16 protein-coding genes are annotated in these 17,461 nt (G+C 66.8%); 9 read left to right on the top strand and 7 right to left on the bottom strand.

The annotated features are described in order from the left end of the window. Positions 1-163: 163 nt before the first annotated feature. The 6 genes from otnK to dhaM all read left to right on the top strand — a co-directional run bounded on the left by otnK (position 164) and on the right by dhaM (position 5,508). Positions 164-1,390 (top strand): 3-oxo-tetronate kinase, encoded by a 1,227-nt coding sequence (gene otnK, locus ACIP90_RS04595; RefSeq protein ID WP_400577354.1) that lies wholly within the window; start codon positions 164-166, stop codon positions 1,388-1,390. After that, entirely contained in the window at positions 1,387-2,037 is a 651-nt protein-coding gene (locus ACIP90_RS04600) for a class II aldolase/adducin family protein (RefSeq protein WP_400577355.1), read from the top strand. Before otnK ends, ACIP90_RS04600 begins: the two co-directional genes overlap by 4 nt. 18 nt (positions 2,038-2,055) lie before the next feature. Beyond that, a complete protein-coding gene (locus ACIP90_RS04605) occupies positions 2,056-2,892 on the top strand; it encodes a DeoR/GlpR family DNA-binding transcription regulator (protein ID WP_400577357.1) in 837 nt (278 codons plus the stop codon). Between the two features lie 216 nt (positions 2,893-3,108). Beyond that, the gene (gene dhaK, locus ACIP90_RS04610) at positions 3,109-4,110 is read left to right on the top strand and encodes a dihydroxyacetone kinase subunit DhaK (protein WP_400577359.1); all 1,002 of its coding nucleotides are present in this window, start codon (positions 3,109-3,111) and stop codon (positions 4,108-4,110) included. A 1-nt stretch (position 4,111) separates the two neighbouring features. Next, complete coding sequence (dhaL, locus tag ACIP90_RS04615; protein ID WP_400577360.1) at positions 4,112-4,738, top strand: dihydroxyacetone kinase subunit DhaL; 627 nt, start codon at positions 4,112-4,114, stop codon at positions 4,736-4,738. Beyond that, the gene (gene dhaM, locus ACIP90_RS04620) at positions 4,735-5,508 is read left to right on the top strand and encodes a dihydroxyacetone kinase phosphoryl donor subunit DhaM (RefSeq protein WP_400577361.1); all 774 of its coding nucleotides are present in this window, start codon (positions 4,735-4,737) and stop codon (positions 5,506-5,508) included. Before dhaL ends, dhaM begins: the two co-directional genes overlap by 4 nt. A 38-nt stretch (positions 5,509-5,546) precedes the next feature. Here the strand turns inward: dhaM and ACIP90_RS04625 are convergent, their stop codons facing one another. From ACIP90_RS04625 to ACIP90_RS04640, 4 genes are all read right to left on the bottom strand, one after another. Next, positions 5,547-7,025, bottom strand: coding sequence for a DUF222 domain-containing protein (locus ACIP90_RS04625; protein WP_400577362.1), 1,479 nt, complete (start codon positions 7,023-7,025; stop codon positions 5,547-5,549). A gap of 147 nt (positions 7,026-7,172) precedes the next feature. Then, the gene (locus ACIP90_RS04630) at positions 7,173-7,823 is read right to left on the bottom strand and encodes a hypothetical protein (RefSeq protein ID WP_400577363.1); all 651 of its coding nucleotides are present in this window, start codon (positions 7,821-7,823) and stop codon (positions 7,173-7,175) included. A gap of 133 nt (positions 7,824-7,956) precedes the next feature. After that, entirely contained in the window at positions 7,957-8,907 is a 951-nt protein-coding gene (locus ACIP90_RS04635; protein WP_400577364.1) for an A/G-specific adenine glycosylase, read from the bottom strand. Between the two features lie 75 nt (positions 8,908-8,982). Next, positions 8,983-9,429 carry a hypothetical protein gene (locus tag ACIP90_RS04640; protein ID WP_400577365.1) on the bottom strand — a complete coding sequence of 149 codons (447 nt, stop codon included), beginning with the start codon at positions 9,427-9,429 and terminating at the stop codon, positions 8,983-8,985. A 453-nt stretch (positions 9,430-9,882) separates the two neighbouring features. On the opposite strand from ACIP90_RS04640, the gene ACIP90_RS04645 reads away from it, so the two are divergent. Further along, the gene (locus ACIP90_RS04645; RefSeq protein WP_400577366.1) at positions 9,883-10,389 is read left to right on the top strand and encodes a hypothetical protein; all 507 of its coding nucleotides are present in this window, start codon (positions 9,883-9,885) and stop codon (positions 10,387-10,389) included. On the opposite strand, the gene disA is transcribed toward ACIP90_RS04645, so the two are convergent. Beyond that, the gene (gene disA, locus ACIP90_RS04650; protein ID WP_400577367.1) at positions 10,386-11,462 is read right to left on the bottom strand and encodes a DNA integrity scanning diadenylate cyclase DisA; all 1,077 of its coding nucleotides are present in this window, start codon (positions 11,460-11,462) and stop codon (positions 10,386-10,388) included. The two genes, ACIP90_RS04645 and disA, sit on opposite strands and share 4 nt — an antisense overlap. Positions 11,463-11,847: 385 nt before the next feature. On the opposite strand from disA, the gene ACIP90_RS04655 reads away from it, so the two are divergent. Next, positions 11,848-13,461, top strand: coding sequence for a peptide chain release factor 3 (locus tag ACIP90_RS04655; RefSeq protein WP_400577368.1), 1,614 nt, complete (start codon positions 11,848-11,850; stop codon positions 13,459-13,461). Positions 13,462-13,538: 77 nt separating this feature from the next. Then, positions 13,539-14,774: a beta-ketoacyl-[acyl-carrier-protein] synthase family protein gene (locus ACIP90_RS04660; RefSeq protein WP_400577369.1), complete on the top strand. Its 1,236-nt coding sequence runs from the start codon at positions 13,539-13,541 to the stop codon at positions 14,772-14,774. A gap of 40 nt (positions 14,775-14,814) precedes the next feature. Here ACIP90_RS04660 and radA read toward each other — a convergent pair whose 3' ends face one another. Further along, the gene (gene radA, locus ACIP90_RS04665) at positions 14,815-16,188 is read right to left on the bottom strand and encodes a DNA repair protein RadA (protein WP_400577370.1); all 1,374 of its coding nucleotides are present in this window, start codon (positions 16,186-16,188) and stop codon (positions 14,815-14,817) included. A 57-nt stretch (positions 16,189-16,245) separates the two neighbouring features. Then, positions 16,246-17,370, bottom strand: coding sequence for an FUSC family protein (locus ACIP90_RS04670; RefSeq protein WP_400577371.1), 1,125 nt, complete (start codon positions 17,368-17,370; stop codon positions 16,246-16,248). Positions 17,371-17,461 lie beyond the last annotated feature (91 nt).

Raw genomic sequence — 17,461 nt, forward strand, 5'->3', positions numbered from 1 at the left:
GCCCGGGCTTTCCTATGCGCAGCATCGCTTACCCAAGCGGCGGTTGGAGCCCGTTGTGTTGGGCTCCGGCGATATCATCTAGAATCGTATAACTTCTTATCAAATTTTCACATATAGTGTTTCTATTGGTGTATGTGCCGGGAGGCGCAGGAAAGGAGTGCCCGTGCTGGGAGCAATAGCCGATGACTTCACCGGGGCAACCGACCTCGCAACGATGCTGCGCCGCTCAGGCCACCGGGTGGCTGTGGTGATTGAAGACGGCCACCTCGAAGACCGCACGGACCTCGACGCCATCGTTGTCGCACTGAAAACGAGGACCACGGCGCCGGAGTCAGCTGCTGCCGACTCATTGCATGCGCTTGAACGGCTGCGGGCCTGGGGGGCTACCCGCTTCTACGTGAAGTACTGCTCGACGTTTGACTCGACGGATCGCGGCAACATCGGCCCCGTCCTGGATGCCGTTACCGACGCAGTAGGCGCCCGACGGTGTGTGATTGTGCCCTCTCTTCCGGCGAATGGCCGGACCGTGTACCGCGGGCATCTCTTCGTCGGCGGTGAACTCCTGGAAAATTCATCAATGAGCAGGCACCCGCTGACCCCTATGACGCAGTCCCGCATCGCGTCACTGCTGCGCCCGCAGACGCCGCACAGCGTCAGCGAAATCGCATACGAAACCGTGCGTGCCGGCGCCCCCGCGCTGCTTTCCGCACTTCAAGATTCCTCCGCCCGCTACATCGTGATAGACGCCATCGACGACGACGATCTCGCCGTGATTGCCGCCGCGACCGCCAACGACGTGGTCGTCTCCGGCGGCTCCGGGCTTGCGCTCGGAATGACCGCTGCCGGCATTACTAAGAACGGGTGGACTTCGCCCGGAATTTCGGGCCGCGTAGTCCTGTGCGGCAGCGCGTCCGCGGCGACGCGCGGCCAGATCGCCCATGCGGCGAGGAGCCAGCCTGTCCGGCAGATCGACCTGCAGGCGGCCGCCCGCCGCCCGGAGGAAGAGGCAGCTGCCCTGGCGCGCTGGGTCTCGGGCCAACCTTCGGGTTCCATCCCCGTGGTTTGCGCAGTGCGTGAGCCGGGCGACGTCCGGCAGTCCGTCGAAGGGGTGGATACCGCTCCGCTTGTCGAGCACGTGCTGTCCGCCGTCGCCCGCCAGCTTGTCGATGCCGGCTCGGTCTCCGCGCTGATCGTGGCCGGCGGCGAAAGCAGCGGGGCTGTGGTCCGCGGGCTTGGCATCCAGACCCTGCACATCGGGCCGGAACTTGCCCCAGGCGTTTGCTGGGCTGATGCTGCCACCGCATCCGGGAAGCGCATTGCCGTGGCGCTCAAGAGCGGCAACTTCGGGCGCGAGGATCTCTTTACGGCTGGTTGGGACGTCCTCGCATGAGCGCCGAGGAGGCACTCATTGCGGCCGGCGTGCGCATTGTTGACGCGGGGCTTAGTCCTGGCAGCAGCGGGAACCTGAGCATCCGCGACGCTGACCGCATTCTGATCACGGCGAGCGGGACCTCCCTGGGCCGCCTCACGGCTGGCGACATCTCCGTAATTGACCTTGACGGCACCCATGTTGGCGGCATCCGGCCGTCCAAGGAGTGGCCGCTTCACGTCGCCTTCTACCGCCGCGACGAGGCGCACCGCGCCGTTGTGCACCTCCACTCACCGTATGCGGTGGCGTGGTCGTGTCTGGAGCCCTGGGCAGAGCACAGTGCAATCCCGCCATTGACGCCGTACTTCGTGATGCGGGTCGGCCAGACTCCGCTGATGCCCTACCGCCACCCCGGCGATAGCAGCCTTGGGACCGACCTGCTCGCCTCGCCCTGGAAGCTGCGGGCTGCGCTGATGGCCAACCACGGCTCAGTTGTCGCGGGCAAAGACTTGGACGACGCCGTGGACCGCGCCGTGGAACTCGAGGAAGCGTGCCGCATCGCCCTTCTGACGGCGACGACGAAACGCCGCATACTGGACGAGGCGCAGGTCTGCGAGCTTGCGGCCGAATGGGGCAGCCCATGGGGCGAGCTGGCAGACGTAAACTGACGCCGAGGAGTAACAGCAATGGCGCGCACAACTTCACTGATCCCTGAACAGCGCAGGCAGGAGATCCTTCGGCACCTGCGGCGTGAACAGGTCCTCAGCTATCGGCAGCTCACCGAGCTGATTGGTGTGAGCCACATGACTGCCCGCCGCGACGTAGCGCTTCTGGCAGAACAGGGCCGTGTCATCGCCACCCCTGGCGGTGCGTCACTTGTGACGCGGCAGCTCGTCGAACCGCTGCGTGCACAGAAGTCGGTGATCGACCTGCCCCAGAAGACAGCGATCGCGAAGGCAGCCGCGGCCATGGTCTCGGACTCGATGACCATCTACCTCGACGCCGGGACAACCGTTCAGGCCATGCGGCCGTTCCTCCAGGAGAGGGAGGGCCTCACGGTCGTCACCAATGACCTCAAGACCGTGCAGGCCTTCCTCGATCATCCGAGCACGGACCTCATCTGCATCGGGGGCCGCGTCGACTCCGACAACCAATCAACGATCGGGCGGCTTGCGGCCCTCACACTGCAGGAACTGTCCCTGGACATTGCTTTCCTATCCTGCAGTTCTTGGGACGGCCGGCATGGAATAACGACGCCGGTGGAGGCGAAGATCGAAGCCAAACGGGCAGCGCACGGGGCTGCAACCTCCACAGTGCTGATGGCCTCCAGCGGCAAGTACGGCAGCTTTGCGAAATACCGCGTGCTGCGCCTGCAGGAGCTCGACGTGATTATCACCGACGACGGATTCGCTGTGGACGACCTCAAGGAACTCCCGGCCGATGGAACAGAAGTCATCCGTGCCGCCGGCGACGCAGTCGCCGGCAATCCCGCTCCGGACCCCGAGATGCTCCCGGGGAAATAGCCGGGTTCCCTTCCAACTCTTCCTTTTTGTACACTTGCTGGATAAAATGTTTGGCGAGCGGAAGGGACAGTTTTTGGGGGCTGGCCCTTCCGCCGCTATCGGCGCAACCGGGGACCTGCGGCGGCAACTACCGCCAGGCGTGAGCCGGTAGTAGGGTCAAAGCACATCCTGATCGATGTCCAAGACGAAGCACCGAGAGCCCCCAGGAGCCCGGCCGTGAAAAAGCTCATCAATGACCCGCGCGCTGTAGTGGACGAATCAGTGGAGGGGTTTGGGCTTGCCCATGCTGACCTTGTGACCGTTCATCCAGACCCGAAGTATGTGACCCGGCGGGATGCTCCCGTCGCGGGAAAGGTAGGCCTCGTCTCCGGCGGCGGGAGCGGGCATGAACCGCTTCATGCGGGTTTTGTCGGGCTGGGAATGCTCGATGCCGCCGTGCCCGGCGCCGTCTTCACCTCGCCGACGCCCGATCAGATCATCCCGGCCACGCTCGCGGTCAACTCGGGCGCAGGGGTGGTCCATATCGTGAAGAACTACACCGGTGACGTCCTGAACTTTGAGATCGCAGCCGAGATGGCCCAGGCGGAAGGAGTTGACGTCCGTACTGTGCTGGTCAACGACGACGTCGCTGTCGAGGATTCCCTCTATACGGCCGGCCGCAGGGGAGTGGGCGGCACGGTGCTGGTCGAGAAGATCGCCGGCGCCGCTGCCGAGCGGGGTGATGACCTTGACGCGGTTGCCGCCGTCGGGAACCGGGTGAACCAGAACGTCCGGACCATGGGTGTGGCCCTCTCGGCCTGCACTGTGCCGCACGCCGGATCGCCTAGTTTCGACCTTGAGGACAATGAAATGGAGATCGGCATCGGTATCCATGGTGAACCCGGCAGGCACCGGATTGCCATGGAGGCCGCGGATGCCATCACCGACCGCCTGCTGGAACCGATTCTGGGCGACCTCGGCGTCGCCTCCGGGGACAAGGTGCTCCTGTTCGTCAACGGCATGGGCGGCACACCGCTGAGCGAGCTCTACATCGTGTACCGCCGGGCAGCCCAGGTTCTCACTGACAGGGGCGCCCAGGTGGAGCGTTCGCTCGTGGGTGACTACATCACCTCGCTCGAAATGCAGGGCTGCTCCATTTCGGTCCTCCGGCTGGACGACGAACTCACCGCTCTGTGGGATGCGCCCGTCCACACCGCTGCCCTGCGATGGGGGGTATGACGTGGGGCTCGACGTCACCTGGGCCGTCAAATGGCTGACGCTGTCCGCGCAGGCCATGGCTGAGCACCGCGTGGAGCTCATTGAACTGGACAGGGCAATCGGGGATTCCGACCACGGAGAGAACATGGACCGGGGCTTCCAGGCAGTCCTGGACAAATTGGCCGAGTCCCCGCCGGACACCCCTGGGGCTGCGCTCAAGCTGACCGCCATGGCACTGATGTCCAAAGTGGGCGGTGCCGCCGGCCCCCTTTACGGCACGGCGTTCCTGCGGGCGGCGACGGCACTCGGCGATGCGGCCTACATCGATGCCCCGACGCTGGCGGCGGCGCTGGCAGCCGCGCGGGACGGCATCGTCGCCCGGGGGAAGGCCGAGTCCGGCGACAAGACCATGGTGGATGCCTGGACCCCGGCCGTCGAGGCGGCCCTGGCGGCAGCAGCCGACGGCGACACGCTGTCCGTCCTGATCGCGGCGGCAGAGGCAGCCGAGGCGGGGGCCGTGGCCACGGATCCGCTCGTGGCCCGCAAAGGACGTGCAAGCTATCTCGGCGAGAGAAGCGCCGGGCACCGTGACCCCGGAGCGGCGTCCAGCGCCCTGATCCTCCGGGCGGCGGCCGGAGCCGCGGCGTGACGGTGCGGCTCGTTGTGGTTTCCCACAGTGACAAGATCGCCGAGGGAGCCGTGGAACTTGCGGCCCAGATGGCGCCGGACGTGATGATGCTGCCGGCCGGCGGCACGTCGGACGGACGCATCGGCACCAGCCTGGAGAAGGTAATGGCCGCACTCGAGGCGGCGTCCGGAGGCGATGGCGTCGTGGTGCTTACCGATCTTGGATCCGCAGTGATGACGGCCGAATCGGCCCTGGAATTTGCCGATGATGCCGCCACGGTTCTCCTGGCGGATGCACCGGTAGTGGAGGGCCTGGTCGCGGCGGCCGTGGCGGCCCAAGGCGGCGCCAGCGTGCACGCTGTCCGGCGGGCGGCCGAGGCGGCCCGCGGCTACCCGGCCGCCGGCCCGACGGAGGAGCACGGCCCGAAGGAGGAGCACGCCCAGGCCGGAGCGCACCCTGCCGGCCCCGGGCTGCCGGATGCTGCCGTCCCGGGACAGGGTGCTGGCATTCTTACTGCCGACGGCCACCCGGGGCCGGACGCGACCGGCGACTTCGAACTCATCAACCTGGCGGGAATGCATGCCCGGCCGGCAGCCAAGATCGCCGGAGGCCTGGCTGGAATGGACGTTGAGGTCACGGTAAACGGTGTGGACGGGGCCTCGATGACCGGCCTTATGACCCTCGGAGCAGGCAAGGGCGCGGTCCTGCATGTCGAGGCGTCCGGTCCGGATGCCGAACGCGCGGTCGAATACGTGGGCGATCTCGTCAGGTCAGGGTTTGGGGAACCCTGACAGCCAGCTGGGGCGCGTCTGATTATTGGCGCGCCTTCCTACGCGGCGGCGGATGGTGCCCAGTGTGGTGGTTCTGGCCAGTCGTGCGGCCCCTGGAGGTATTGGCCGGACTGTGGGTTTGGCCAGTGTGGTGGTTCCCAGGTTTGTTGTTCGCTGGGGTAGTGGCGTCCGGTGGGTGAGATCCAGCCAGGTGGTGTGTCGCGGGTGGCGTGGGCGGGTCGCCAGGGTGTGGTGTGTTTGAGGCGGTGGTGTTTGGGGCAGGGCTGGGCAAGGTTGGTGATGCCGGTGCCGCCTCCGTCGGACCAGGCCAGCAGGTGGTCCGCGTCATTGTCCAGGGAGTGGTTGTTGCAGCCGGGGAAGGGGCAGCGTCCGTCCCGGAGCCGCAGCCATTGGCGCATGGCTTTGGGGATCCGGTAGCTGGTGCGTCCGATCTGCAGCGGCGCCCCGTCACGCGGATCGGTCAGCACCCGCAGAAACGACGTAGCGCCCTCGCTGACGAGTCGGCGGGCCATGCTGGCGGGGATGGGCCCGTACCCGTCCAGCACCGCCGGCTCCTCAGTCTGGCCGAGCAACGAGAACACCGGGACGGTGACGAGGACTTGGGCTGCGGGGGACGGTACAGCACCGGCTGGTACAGCACGGGCCGGTGCTGATCCTGCGGGTACCGCGCCGGTCCCGTGAGTTGTGGTGAGGTGAGCTGTGCTGAGCAGCCAGGCAGCGGTGACGTCGGCGCGCAGCTGCGTCAGGGTCCGGGTTTCCTCGGGGCCCTGCAGGGCGCGGGCCGCGGCCGTGGTGCGGTTCCAGATGCCGGTGGCCTGGTCCGCGGGCAGGTAGGCGGAGAGCCAGGCCATGCCGTCCCGGTCCGGGAGGTACTCCAGCCGGCGGTCCCGGGCGCTCCGGCGGTGGCGTGCCTCGATGCTTACCGGGTGGTGCCGCTCGCGCCAGGCACGTGTCTTGGCTCGGAACCTTGCCGGCACCAGGTCCCCGGCCGGGCAGCCCCGGGCAGCGCCGGGAGCGTCCGGGTCCAAGAAGTGCGCCTCCAACGCCGCGGCTGCCGCCGGGTCCAGCCCTGAGGTCTCATCACACAGCACCCGGGCGTGCTGCCAGGACACCGTTCCCGCCTCCAGCGCGGCCAGCGTCAACGGCAGGTCAGTGCTGAGCGTGGCAGCTTCGGCCAGGAACCGTGCCGCCGCACCTTCACTGACGGTCAGGGCGCATGCAACCTCGGCAACCACAGACATCTGCTGCGCAACCTCATCGCCCGGGTTCCCGGCCGGGGGTGCCACCGCCGTGGCAGTGGTGGCATATCCGGCCGCGAGGTGCACTTTCAGGGCGGCCAGGCGGGCTTCCAACCTGGACAGCGCAGTCAGTCCGTCCAGGCAGGCATCCGCGTGGTCACGAAGAGGATCAGCACCGATCGCGGCCGGGCCGCCCGTCCCGCGCCGGACACAAACAGCCACGTCAGAGACGGAGACTTCCATGGCCTCCAACGCCTCCACAATCGCCCTGCCATCCATACCCCCAGCATGAGGGCAGGGTCTGACAAAAACGCCGCCACCCACAGCCGATACGACCAACGCGGATCGGATCCACCATGCGCTGCTATGCAGGAGACCCGGGCAAGTACAGCCAGACCGCCGCATCAACGTGCCGGGACAGTACGGCTAACGGTCTTGGCGGAGCCCGGCCTCATCCAGCACCACGGAAGCGGAGATAAACCGCCCGCAGGGCTCGCCGAACGGGTAGTCGCCCCTCGGAGTGAAGCGCAGCGAGCGCACGGGCAGCGGACTTCCATCGATGGAGGTTCCCGAGGCCGTGACGTCCATCGGTGACTCCGTCAGGGTATCCAGCATGAGCATTGCCCGCTTGGTCCCGTCCGGCGATGCCGTGGCTGAGCACACGCGGTCGGGTCCGTGGCCGCCGGATCCCGGGATGCCGGGCGCAGGAACACTTTGCTTTGGGATGCCGGGCTCTGGAACGCCTTGCCCGGGGACGGCCGGCTCTGGAACGCCTTGCCCCGGGTCGACTTGTCCTGGAACGTCGGACTTCGGAAAGCCGGGCTTCGGGACGTAGGGCTCACAGCCCTGGTCCACGGAAATGTTGCCCGGCACCAGCTCCAGGTCAGCTTCCCTGCATACTCCGTCCTGGCATGCCTTGAGGTGGAGGGCCTTCACTGCCGGGGCGTAGCTGGCCGCCACCGTCACCGAAACCCCTGACGCCTGGGCAATCGCCGGGCACGCCACCTCGAACACGTGGCATCCGGAGAGAAGTACCGTCGTCGCAATTGTGGCTAAAAGTACCCCTGGCTTGCCCATAATTCAGGGTAGTTCCGGGGCCGTGCAGGCGGTCCTCCCCGGCCGAAAGTGGTGCAGACATCGTTATGGCCAGCAGTCAGTGACTCCCGAAATGTGACCGTTTCCCGGCAATTCGGCTGCCGGGAAAGGCCCTCTATCCGGGCAGCCGATACCCGCCCTGATGCAGCTCTGCCAGGCCGTCCTCCAGCAGCCCGGCCAGTGCCCGTTCGAGCTGTTCCGGCGCCGGGTTCAGCCTGTGCAGGGAGGCGAGCGGGATCCCCATTCCCGCCGGCTCGAAGCCGAGGTCGGCGGGTGCCCGCTGCAGCATCTCGGCGGGCACAGGGGTGTCTGCCAGCCGCAGGACGGCCATCACGGCTCCGCGGACCTGCCGGTCCGTGCCGTGCCAGGCCTGCCCCTTCGGCGTGTACGACGGCGGCGGCCCGCCGGCAGCCCGCCACGCACACTTTTCACGCACCGGGCAGGCAGAACAGTGTGGCGCCCGCGCCGTGCAGACCAAGGCGCCCAGCTCCATGACCGAAGCGTTCCAACGGACGGAAGTTCCGGCGTCGTCCGGCAACAGCTTTGCCGCAAGACGCATCTCGGCGGCCGTCAGGGCCGGCGACGGGAGTGCCGTTCCTGAAAAGAGGCGGGCGTGCACGCGCCTGATGTTGGTGTCCACCACCGTCTCGCGCCGGCCAAAGGCAAAGGCAGCGACGGCGGCAGCCGTGTAGCTGCCCACACCAGGAAGGGCGAGCAGGTCGGCGTAATCGGCCGGTACTTTCCCGCCGTGGTCCTGCCCGATGACTGCGGCTGCGGCGTGGAGCCGAAGTGCGCGGCGGGGATAACCGAGGCGGCCCCAGGAACGCACGGCTTCCCCGGCCGGTTCTCGGGCAAGATCCGCAGGCTCAGGCCAGCGGCGGAGCCATTCTTCCCAGACGGGCAGAACCCGCACCACCGGTGTCTGTTGGAGCATGATTTCGCTGACGAGGACGCCCCAGGGTGAGCAGTCCGGAAGGCGCCACGGCAGGTCACGGGCTTCGGCCGCGAACCAGCCCAGCACGGACTCGTGGATCTCGCTCAGCTCCGGGCTGGCGACGGCGGGCACGGCGGAGTCATCGGTTGTGGTTTTGATGCCAACACTTTAGTTGAAATCCCGGCCGGGTAAATCCGGCCGCCGCGGTCAGCTGGCTTCTTGTTGAATGTCCGGGCCGGTTTCCACCCGCGGGCGGAGGCGTTTCACGTGCCCGTGGACAGTTTCGCCGCCGCGGCCGTTCGGAGCCGGTACGGCGAGGGCAACCACGAAGCTGGCCCCTTCCGGATCCACGGACCGGATGGTCAGGCTCCGCGTTCCTTCGGGGATCGACGGTGCGAAGAACTGCAGCTGCCGGGACCCTACCGTGGCAACTTCGTCCAGCTTGTACTCGGTGCCGAAATGGTCATGGACGACGATGTCCGGTGTTTTCGGCTCGGTTCCGTTGGTTGACGCCAAATGCAGGTTCACCACGAGGCCTGTGTTCCAGATTTCCACTGCCAGCACCGTGAATGCCGCTCCCTGGCTCTGATGCTGTCCAAACGTCAGGGGCAGTACGACGCGTTCAAGGTGGCCGCCAGACACATGATCTACCATCTGTGGTCCTCTCCTACTCGACCCCGATAAGTGGTAACCGGGATTCAATTTTAGTAAGCCAAGCTGATAGTTGTCACTGAAAATTGGGCAACGAATTGGACATGGTTAATCCATGGTCGGCGTGGTGGTGCAGGGGAACACAAGCCATTCCATAGCCTAGGAAACAACGCAAACACAATGGGGAACGAAGCAGTGAAAACACCGTCAGGAAAACCGCCTTCAGGTAAGACGCAAGCTGGTAAAACACCACCAGGTAAGACACAGTCTGGTAGCACACAGCCAGGTAAGAAGCCGGCCGGCAGGAACGCATCCAAGGGCTCGGGCCATCCCAGCTCAGGCCATCAGGCTGCTGCCGCCCGCAGGCCGAGCGCCGCCGTCTACCGCCGCCGTCGGCAGTTTGCCGGGGGAGCGCTGCTGCTGGTTGTGGGCCTGACGGCCGGCGGCATTGCCACGGTGTCTGGCGCGCTGAACCCCTCGAGCGAGCAGGCTTCCTCCACCGGAACGGCCGGCTCGCCCGGCCCCAGCGGCCAGCCTTCGCCCTCGGCCACTCCCTCCGCAACGGCGTCGGCCTCGCCCACGTGCGACCAGAAACTCGTGACCGTCACGGCGGGCACGAACAAGGCCGCCTACGGTCCGGATGAGAAGCCGGTGCTCACGCTCAAAGTGGCCAACGGCGGGAAGCTCCCGTGCAAGGTGAACATCGGAACCTCGCAGATGGAGTTCCTGGTCACGAGCGGTTCGGACCGGGTTTTCTCGTCCAAGGACTGCCAGGCCGAGAGCGACGACCTCGTCAGGACGATCGCCCCCGGCGAGAGCGAAACGGCCAACTTTCCCTGGCCCCGCAACCGATCCGTGCAGGGCTGCGAGGAGATCCCAGACGGGGTAGGCGCGGGTTACTACGTGTTCATCGCCAAACTCGGCCCCAGAGTGAGCCCGCCGGCCGTCTTCCAGCTGGGCTAGAGGAAGCGGTCCAGCAGGCTGGCCTCGGCCATCCGGCTGAGGCCTTCGCGGACTGTGCGGGCCCGCTGGTCGCCGATGCCGTCAACGGTCATGAGGTCGTCGATGGTGGCGGCCATCAGATGCTGCAGCCCTCCGAAGTGGTCCACGAGCCGGTCCGCCACGGCCTTGGGCACAGCCTTGAGCCCGGACAGAAGGCGGTAGCCACGCGGCTGCACCACGGCGTCCAGGGTTTCCACGCCGCCTGCGAAGCCGATGATTCCGGCGATCTTGCTGAGGTCGATCAGTTCGGTGGGGCCGAGGCTGAGGAGCGCGTTGACGGCGCCGTCGATGTCCTCGGGAGAGGCATTGGGCCCGGCATAGTCGCGGATGATGATGTCGCTGCCGGGGCCCCGGCCTACCGTGAGCTCGTCCAGCTGCAGGGACAGAAGCCGGCCGTCCTCGCCCAGTTCCAGCACGTATTGGGAGATTTCTTCGGAAATACGGCGCACCATCTCCTGCCGCTGCAGGGTGACGGCCACATCCCGGACGGTGACCATGGCCTCGATTTCCAGCGCCGACAGCGAGCTGGTGACCTGGTCCAGCCGGGAACGGTAGCGTTCCAGCGTTGCGAGGGCCTGGTTGGCGCGGGCCAGCACCTTCTCCGAGCCCTCGAGCACGTGCCGCAGCCCATTCACGTAGAGCGCGATGATCTGCATGGACTGGCTCACGGAGATCACCGGGACGCCGGTCTGGATGGCCACGCGCTCCGCGGTCCGGTGCCGGGTGCCGGATTCCTGGGTTTCGATGCTCGGGTCCGGCACCAGCTGGACGGCGGCGCGGAGGATGTTGCCGGCGTCCTTGTCGCAGATGATGGCACCGTCCATTTTGGCCAGCTCGCGCAGCCTCGTGGGGGAGAAGTCGATGCCGATGTCGAAGCCGCCCGAACAGATCGAGTCGATGGTCCGATCCGAACCCAGGACGATCAGTGCGCCAGTGCGGCCACGGAGAATGCGTTCCAGCCCGTCCCGCAGGGCGGTTCCCGGGGCCACCCTCCCCAAAGTCGCTTTCAGCGATTCTTCAGGGCTGCGAGGCATTAGACATTCCCTTCAAAGGAGCAGGCGGGGCCTGCAGGTATGCCGGTTTTCAGGAGTCCGCCGGCAGGATCAAAAGTACTCGGTTTCCCGCAGGCACCATCCTAGACGTACATTACCCCAAGAACCGCAGGGGCAAGCCTCAAAGTGGCCTGTTTGAGACCTGCGGGAAGGGCTTCGGGAACGCGTCCGACGGCGGCCGGCAAGTCCCCATTTTCGGCCCGCCTTCCTTCCGGCTTCCGCCCCTGCGATAAACTTGAACCCTTGGCTTGCGCGCCCAGCTGCCGCCCGCCTTCCAGACTCCAGAGCTCTGTTCCCAGGAATCCGGTTCAAAAGTTTTCCATTTCCACACCCAGGGTCCTCCGCGGATCCCAGCGAAAGTAGCCCCGTGTCCCAAGAAGTCCTCAGCCCCGCCCGGGTCCACGAGATTCACAAGCAGGCGTCCCGGCGCCGGACGTTCGCTGTCATCTCCCACCCTGACGCCGGCAAGTCCACCCTGACCGAGGCCCTGGCCCTGCATGCCAAGGTGATTGGCACCGCCGGCGCGTCCAGCGGCAAGTCCAACCGCAAGGAGACGGTCTCGGACTGGATGCAGATGGAGAAGGACCGCGGCATCTCCATCAGTTCCGCCGCGCTCCAGTTCTCCTACCGGGACACCGTGATTAACCTGCTGGACACCCCCGGCCACGCCGACTTCTCGGAGGACACCTACCGTGTGCTGGCCGCCGTCGACTGCGCCGTCATGCTCGTGGACGCCGCCAAGGGCCTGGAAACCCAGACCATGAAGCTCTTCGAGGTCTGCAAGCAGCGGAACCTGCCCATCATCACGGTCATCAACAAGTGGGACCGTCCGGGCCTGGACGCACTGGCGCTGATGGATGAAATCACCGAACGCACCGGCCTGCAGCCCATGCCGCTGACCTGGGCCGTGGGAATCTCCGGCGACTTCCGCGGGGTGTGGGACTTGCGGAATGACCGGTTCGCACGATTCCAGCGCAACAACGCCGGTGCCAACATCGCGCTGACCGAGTACTTCACTCCGGAGGAAGCGGCGGAGAGCCAGGGCAGCAACTGGACAGACGCCGTCGACGAAGCCGGACTCGTCATCGAATCCAACCTTGAATTCAATGTGGACAGCTTCCACGCAGGCAAGGCCACGCCCATCCTTTTCAGCTCCGCCGCGCTGAACTTCGGCGTGAAGGAACTCCTTGACGCCCTCGTAGACTTCGCTCCGCCAGCCGCACCCCGGCCCGATATAGAGGGCAGTCCGCGCCCGGTCGAGTCGCCGTTTTCCGGTTTCGTGTTCAAGGTCCAGGCAGGCATGAACAAGGCGCACCGGGACCACGTGGCCTTCATCCGGGTCTGTTCTGGTGTGTTCGAGCGCGGCATGGTGGTCACCCAGACCCGCACCGGCAAGTCCTTTGCCACGAAGTACGCCCAGCAGGTGTTCGGCCGCGAACGCGAGGTCATTGATGAGGCCTTCCCGGGCGACGTGGTGGGCCTGGTGAACGCCTCCTCGCTGCGCGTGGGCGACAGCCTCTTCCTCGAGGAGCCGGTGGAGTTCCCGGCCATTCCCCTGTTCGCGCCCGAGCATTTCCAGGTGGCCCGCTCGAAGGACCCCAGCCGCTTCAAGCAGTTCCGCCGCGGCATCGAGCAGCTCGAGCACGAGGGCGTCATCCAGGTGCTGCGCTCCGACGTCCGCGGCGACCAGGCGCCGGTGCTTGCCGCCGTCGGCCCCATGCAGTTTGAGGTGGTGGAGGACCGCATGGCGCACGACTTTAGCGCACCGATGCGCCTCGAGCGCCTGCCGTACTCCATGGCACGGATTTCGACGGCGGATGCCATGCCGGCTCTGGCCAATGTGATCGGCGCCGAGGTGCTGCTGCGGTCCGACGGCGAGTATCTCGCCCTGTTCAACGACGTGTGGGCGCTGCGCCGCATTGAGAAGAACCATCCTGACCTCACGCTTGTGCCGATCGGAACGCACAACCCCGCCAAATAGCGGCGGCAATCCGCAAGCGGTTCCGCTCTGAATACCCACGGGACTCAGTTCCAGTTCCAGGAAGCAAGGTGTGTGTCATGTCTGCAGTTTCTCCCAGGGCCGTTTCTCCCAAGGCCGTGGTTACCGGCATGGGCACGCTCAACCCGCTCGGGTCCACGGTGGACGAAACCTGGACGGCGATGCTGGCCGGGACGTCCGGCATCGCGGCGCTCGAGGAGGACTGGGCGCAGCGGCTTCCGGTACGCATCGCAGGCCGGGTCACGGCTGACCTGGGTGCGCTGCTGAGCACCCGCGAGCTCAAGCGGATGGACCGCTGCGGGCAGCTCGCGCTCGTCGCCGCCCGGGAGGCGTGGGCGCAGGCCGGAACGCCCGACGTCGACCCCGAACGGCTCGCCGTGGTCATCGGCTCCGGCTACGGGGGACTGGACACCACCCTCGCCCAGACCCGGGAGCTGGACAGCAATGGCCCGCGGAAGGTCTCGCCGCATACTCTGACGCGCCTCATGGTCAACGGCCCGTCCGCGTGGGTCTCCATCGACCTTGGCGCCCGCGGCGGAGCACGCACGCCGGTCAGCGCCTGCGCGTCCGGCGCCGAAGCGATTGCGCAGGGGGCCGAGATGATCCGGTCCGGAGCGGCCGACGTCGTTATTGCAGGCGGGGTGGACGCGTGCATCAACGACCTCATCATCAGCGGCTTCGCGCAGATCCGTGCCCTTTCCACGCGCAACGACGATCCGCAGGGAGCGTCCCGTCCCTTCGACCGGGAGCGCGACGGTTTCGTTCTCGCGGAGGGGGCCGCAATCCTGGTGCTCGAGAGCGAGGAGCATGCGAGGGCCCGCGGGGCCGGGACCCTCGGTGCGGTGGCGGGGGCTGCTGTGACCTCGGATGCCAGCGACATCGTGGCGGCAGACCCGGATATGCAGCGCCGCGTCATGGAGAAGGCGCTCGCCTCCGCCGGCCTCAGCGGCGCAGACATCGACTTCGTTCATGCCCACGCCACCTCCACGCCGGTGGGCGACAGACTCGAGGCGCAGGCCATCAAAGCCGTGACCGGAGTCGGAGTGCCCGTGACCTCCACCAAGTCACTCACCGGACACCTGCTCGGCGGCGCTGGCGCGCTTGGCGCGATCGCCGCGCTTCAGGCCCTCAGGACGGGCGACCTGCCCGGAACGTACAATATCGGCAGCCTGGACCCCGAGGTAGACCTCAACGTCCTCACCGAAACCGTGCACGGCAGCACCGCGACGGCGGGACTCGTCAACGCGTTCGGTTTCGGCGGGCACAGCGTGGCGCTGGTGGTTACCCGCTCCTAAGAGCTCTCCCCAGGGAAGCTGGCGCCCTGATCAGCAGGCCTTAACTGATCAAGAGGCTCAGCGCCTCGGCAAGGTGGCCGACCTCCCGCACCGAGAAACCCGTGGGAATGGGCCCAGGGCCGTTGTGGCTGGCCGGGACCACTGCGTGCGTGAAGCCCAGCCGGTGTGCCTCCTGGATGCGCTGGTTGATGCCCGGCACCGGCCGCACCTCGCCGGCCAGCCCCACTTCGCCGAAAGCGATCAGCCTCTGCGGCAGCGGCTTCTTAGCCTTGGCCGACGCTACCGCGAGGGCAACAGCAAGATCCGTGGCGGGCTCGCTGAGCTTCACGCCGCCCACGGTGGCCACGTAGGAATCGTCTTTGTGCAGCAGGCAGCCTGCGCGCTGCTGCAGCACTGCCAGCAGCATGGCCACGCGGGAGCTGTCCAGGCCGCTTGTTGCCCGCCGGGGCTGCGAATTCGGGCTTTCCGCCAGCAGCGACTGCACCTCGGCGAGCAGCGGCCGCCGCCCTTCCATGGTGACAGTGATGCAGGTGCCCGACACGGGATCCTTGGTGCGCGTGACGAAGAGCCCGCTCGGATCGGCCAGGCCCAGGATGCCGTCCTCGTTGAGGTCGAAACAGCCCACATCGTCCGTGGGCCCGTAGCGGTTCTTGACCGCCCGGAGCAGCCGGAGCCGTGAATGGCGCTCACCTTCGAACTGGCACACGACGTCCACGAGGTGCTCCAGCAGGCGCGGGCCGGCAATGGAGCCGTCCTTTGTCACGTGACCCACCAGCAGGGTGGTCATGTTGCGGCGTTTGGCGGCAGCAATGATCGAGGCCGCCACTTCGCGCACTTGGGAGACGCCGCCGGAACTTCCCTCCACGTCGGCGCTGCTCAGCGTCTGCACGGAGTCGACAACAAGCAGCTTCGGTTCCACCTTCTCCACCTGGCCCAGCGCCTGGCCGAGGTCGGTCTCTGCGGAGAGGTAGAGGGTGTCCGCGATGGCGTCGATCCGCTCGGCGCGCAGCTTTACCTGGGCCGCGGATTCCTCGCCGGTGACGTACAGGACGCTTTGGCCTGTGCGGGCGAATTTGGCGGCGACGTCCAGCAACAGGGTGGATTTGCCGACGCCGGGTTCCCCGGCCAGCAGGATGACGGCGCCGGGCACCACCCCGCCGCCCAGAACGCGGTCCAGTTCGTCCACACCCGTGGGAAGGAAAGCCGCCGTGGTGGCGTCCACCTCGGCGATGGGGCGGGCGGGTTCCAGAACTGAGGTGGCCGCCGTCGTGCGCGCTACAGCGGCGCCGGTTTCCTCAACGGTGCCCCAGGCCTGGCACTCACCGCAGCGCCCCACCCATTTGACCGTGGTCCAGCCGCATTCCGCGCACTTATAGCCCGGCGCCTTTGTGGCCCGGGAAGTCTTTGTAGCCATTGCTCCACACTATCCGGCGGATATGACATTCCAGTTCGGGGCTACTCTCCGGTTCCGCTATAGCGGCGGAAGGATGTCGCGGGCCTCGCGGGAATCGATGCCGGTGGCTTCGAGCAGGTCCACCATCAGCGGGCGGAAAAGCATGACAACGGTCTCGCCCTCAAGGCGCTCCACCTGCAGCTTCCGCGGATGCAGCCGGCCGGCGATGGCGCTCAGGTCCGCCCGCGCCGTCCGCAGGTGGGTGCGGCGGACGCCGTCGTTCACTTCCGCCAGCCCGAGCGAGAGCTCATCGATGGCGGCAGCCGTTTCCTGCAGGACCTCGGCAATGTTTTCGATGGCTTCGTCGGACAGGGCGGCGTGATTGATGGCGCTGGTCAGCCGGCGTGCGAAGACGCGGCTGTTGCGCAGCGCGAGGTCGATAAAGTCCAGTGATTGCTCCAGCCGGTCCAGTTCGTCCCGGTGCCTGCGGTAGGCCGGCGCCAGGGTCGCCACCTCGCCCGATGCCCGGAGGGACTGCCGCATCCCATCCACGAGCGGCTGGCAGTTCCGGCCCCGCACCAACGCATGCCACGCCTGGGTGGAATCGCTTTCAATCAGTGCCGAGGAACATTCACGGAGCACTTCGGCCAGCTCGTGCAGCAGCTTCCGGACGTCCTTTCGAGGTTCACGCCGCGGATCCTTGGGCATCAGGACGGTGACCAGCAGCGCGAAGATCCCGCCGACCACCGCATCGATGCTGCGGGTGAACGGCCCGCCGGGCGGTGCCGGCAGCAGCACCACGAGGAGTGACTGCAGCCCCAACTGGGTGGTGAAAATGGTGCCGCTGTCCAGGAAGCGGGCCAGCAGGATGGAAAACAGAAGCACGACGGCGGCCTGCCAAATTCCGGCGCCCAGCCAGTGGAGCAGCAGGTCACCCACGGCAATGCCGATGGTGCAGCCGAGCCCCACTTCGATCACCCGCCGCAGACGCGGATCACGCGAAAACCCCAGCGCAATCAGGGATGAGGTCGCGGCGAACAGGGGACCGGAGTGCCCCAGGACGTATTCCGCGAACGCGTAGGCGCCCACCGCGCAGACCGTCATCTGGATGGCCGGGAGCAATGAATTGCGGCTCCGCACTATGCCTGTGCGGATCCTTCCGCGCAGGAACCGTCTGCTTGCGGAGAGTCCTGTCTGGGCCATGGCTTCAGTCTATTGCCCGAGCTTCAGGGATTTTCCAGCGGGGCGGCACTGTGGGACCGGGGGAACCGCTGACTGTCCCGGGACAGTTCAG

The organism is Arthrobacter sp. NPDC093139 (genome assembly GCF_044754165.1).
Taxonomy (GTDB): Bacteria; Actinomycetota; Actinomycetes; order Actinomycetales; family Micrococcaceae; genus Arthrobacter.

Bases quoted from the DNA above. Each gene is read 5' to 3' on its own strand.
- ACIP90_RS04600 (WP_400577355.1), top strand. From the start codon at position 1,387: ATGAGCGCCGAGGAGGCACTCATTGCGGCCGGCGTGCGCATTGTTGAC.
- ACIP90_RS04605 (WP_400577357.1), top strand. From the start codon at position 2,056: ATGGCGCGCACAACTTCACTGATCCCTGAACAGCGCAGGCAGGAGATC.
- ACIP90_RS04625 (WP_400577362.1), bottom strand. From the start codon at position 7,025: ATGGATGGCAGGGCGATTGTGGAGGCGTTGGAGGCCATGGAAGTCTCC.
- ACIP90_RS04630 (WP_400577363.1), bottom strand. From the start codon at position 7,823: ATGGGCAAGCCAGGGGTACTTTTAGCCACAATTGCGACGACGGTACTT.
- ACIP90_RS04640 (WP_400577365.1), bottom strand. From the start codon at position 9,429: ATGGTAGATCATGTGTCTGGCGGCCACCTTGAACGCGTCGTACTGCCC.
- disA (WP_400577367.1), bottom strand. From the start codon at position 11,462: ATGCCTCGCAGCCCTGAAGAATCGCTGAAAGCGACTTTGGGGAGGGTG.
- ACIP90_RS04660 (WP_400577369.1), top strand. From the start codon at position 13,539: ATGTCTGCAGTTTCTCCCAGGGCCGTTTCTCCCAAGGCCGTGGTTACC.
- radA (WP_400577370.1), bottom strand. From the start codon at position 16,188: ATGGCTACAAAGACTTCCCGGGCCACAAAGGCGCCGGGCTATAAGTGC.
- ACIP90_RS04670 (WP_400577371.1), bottom strand. From the start codon at position 17,370: ATGGCCCAGACAGGACTCTCCGCAAGCAGACGGTTCCTGCGCGGAAGG.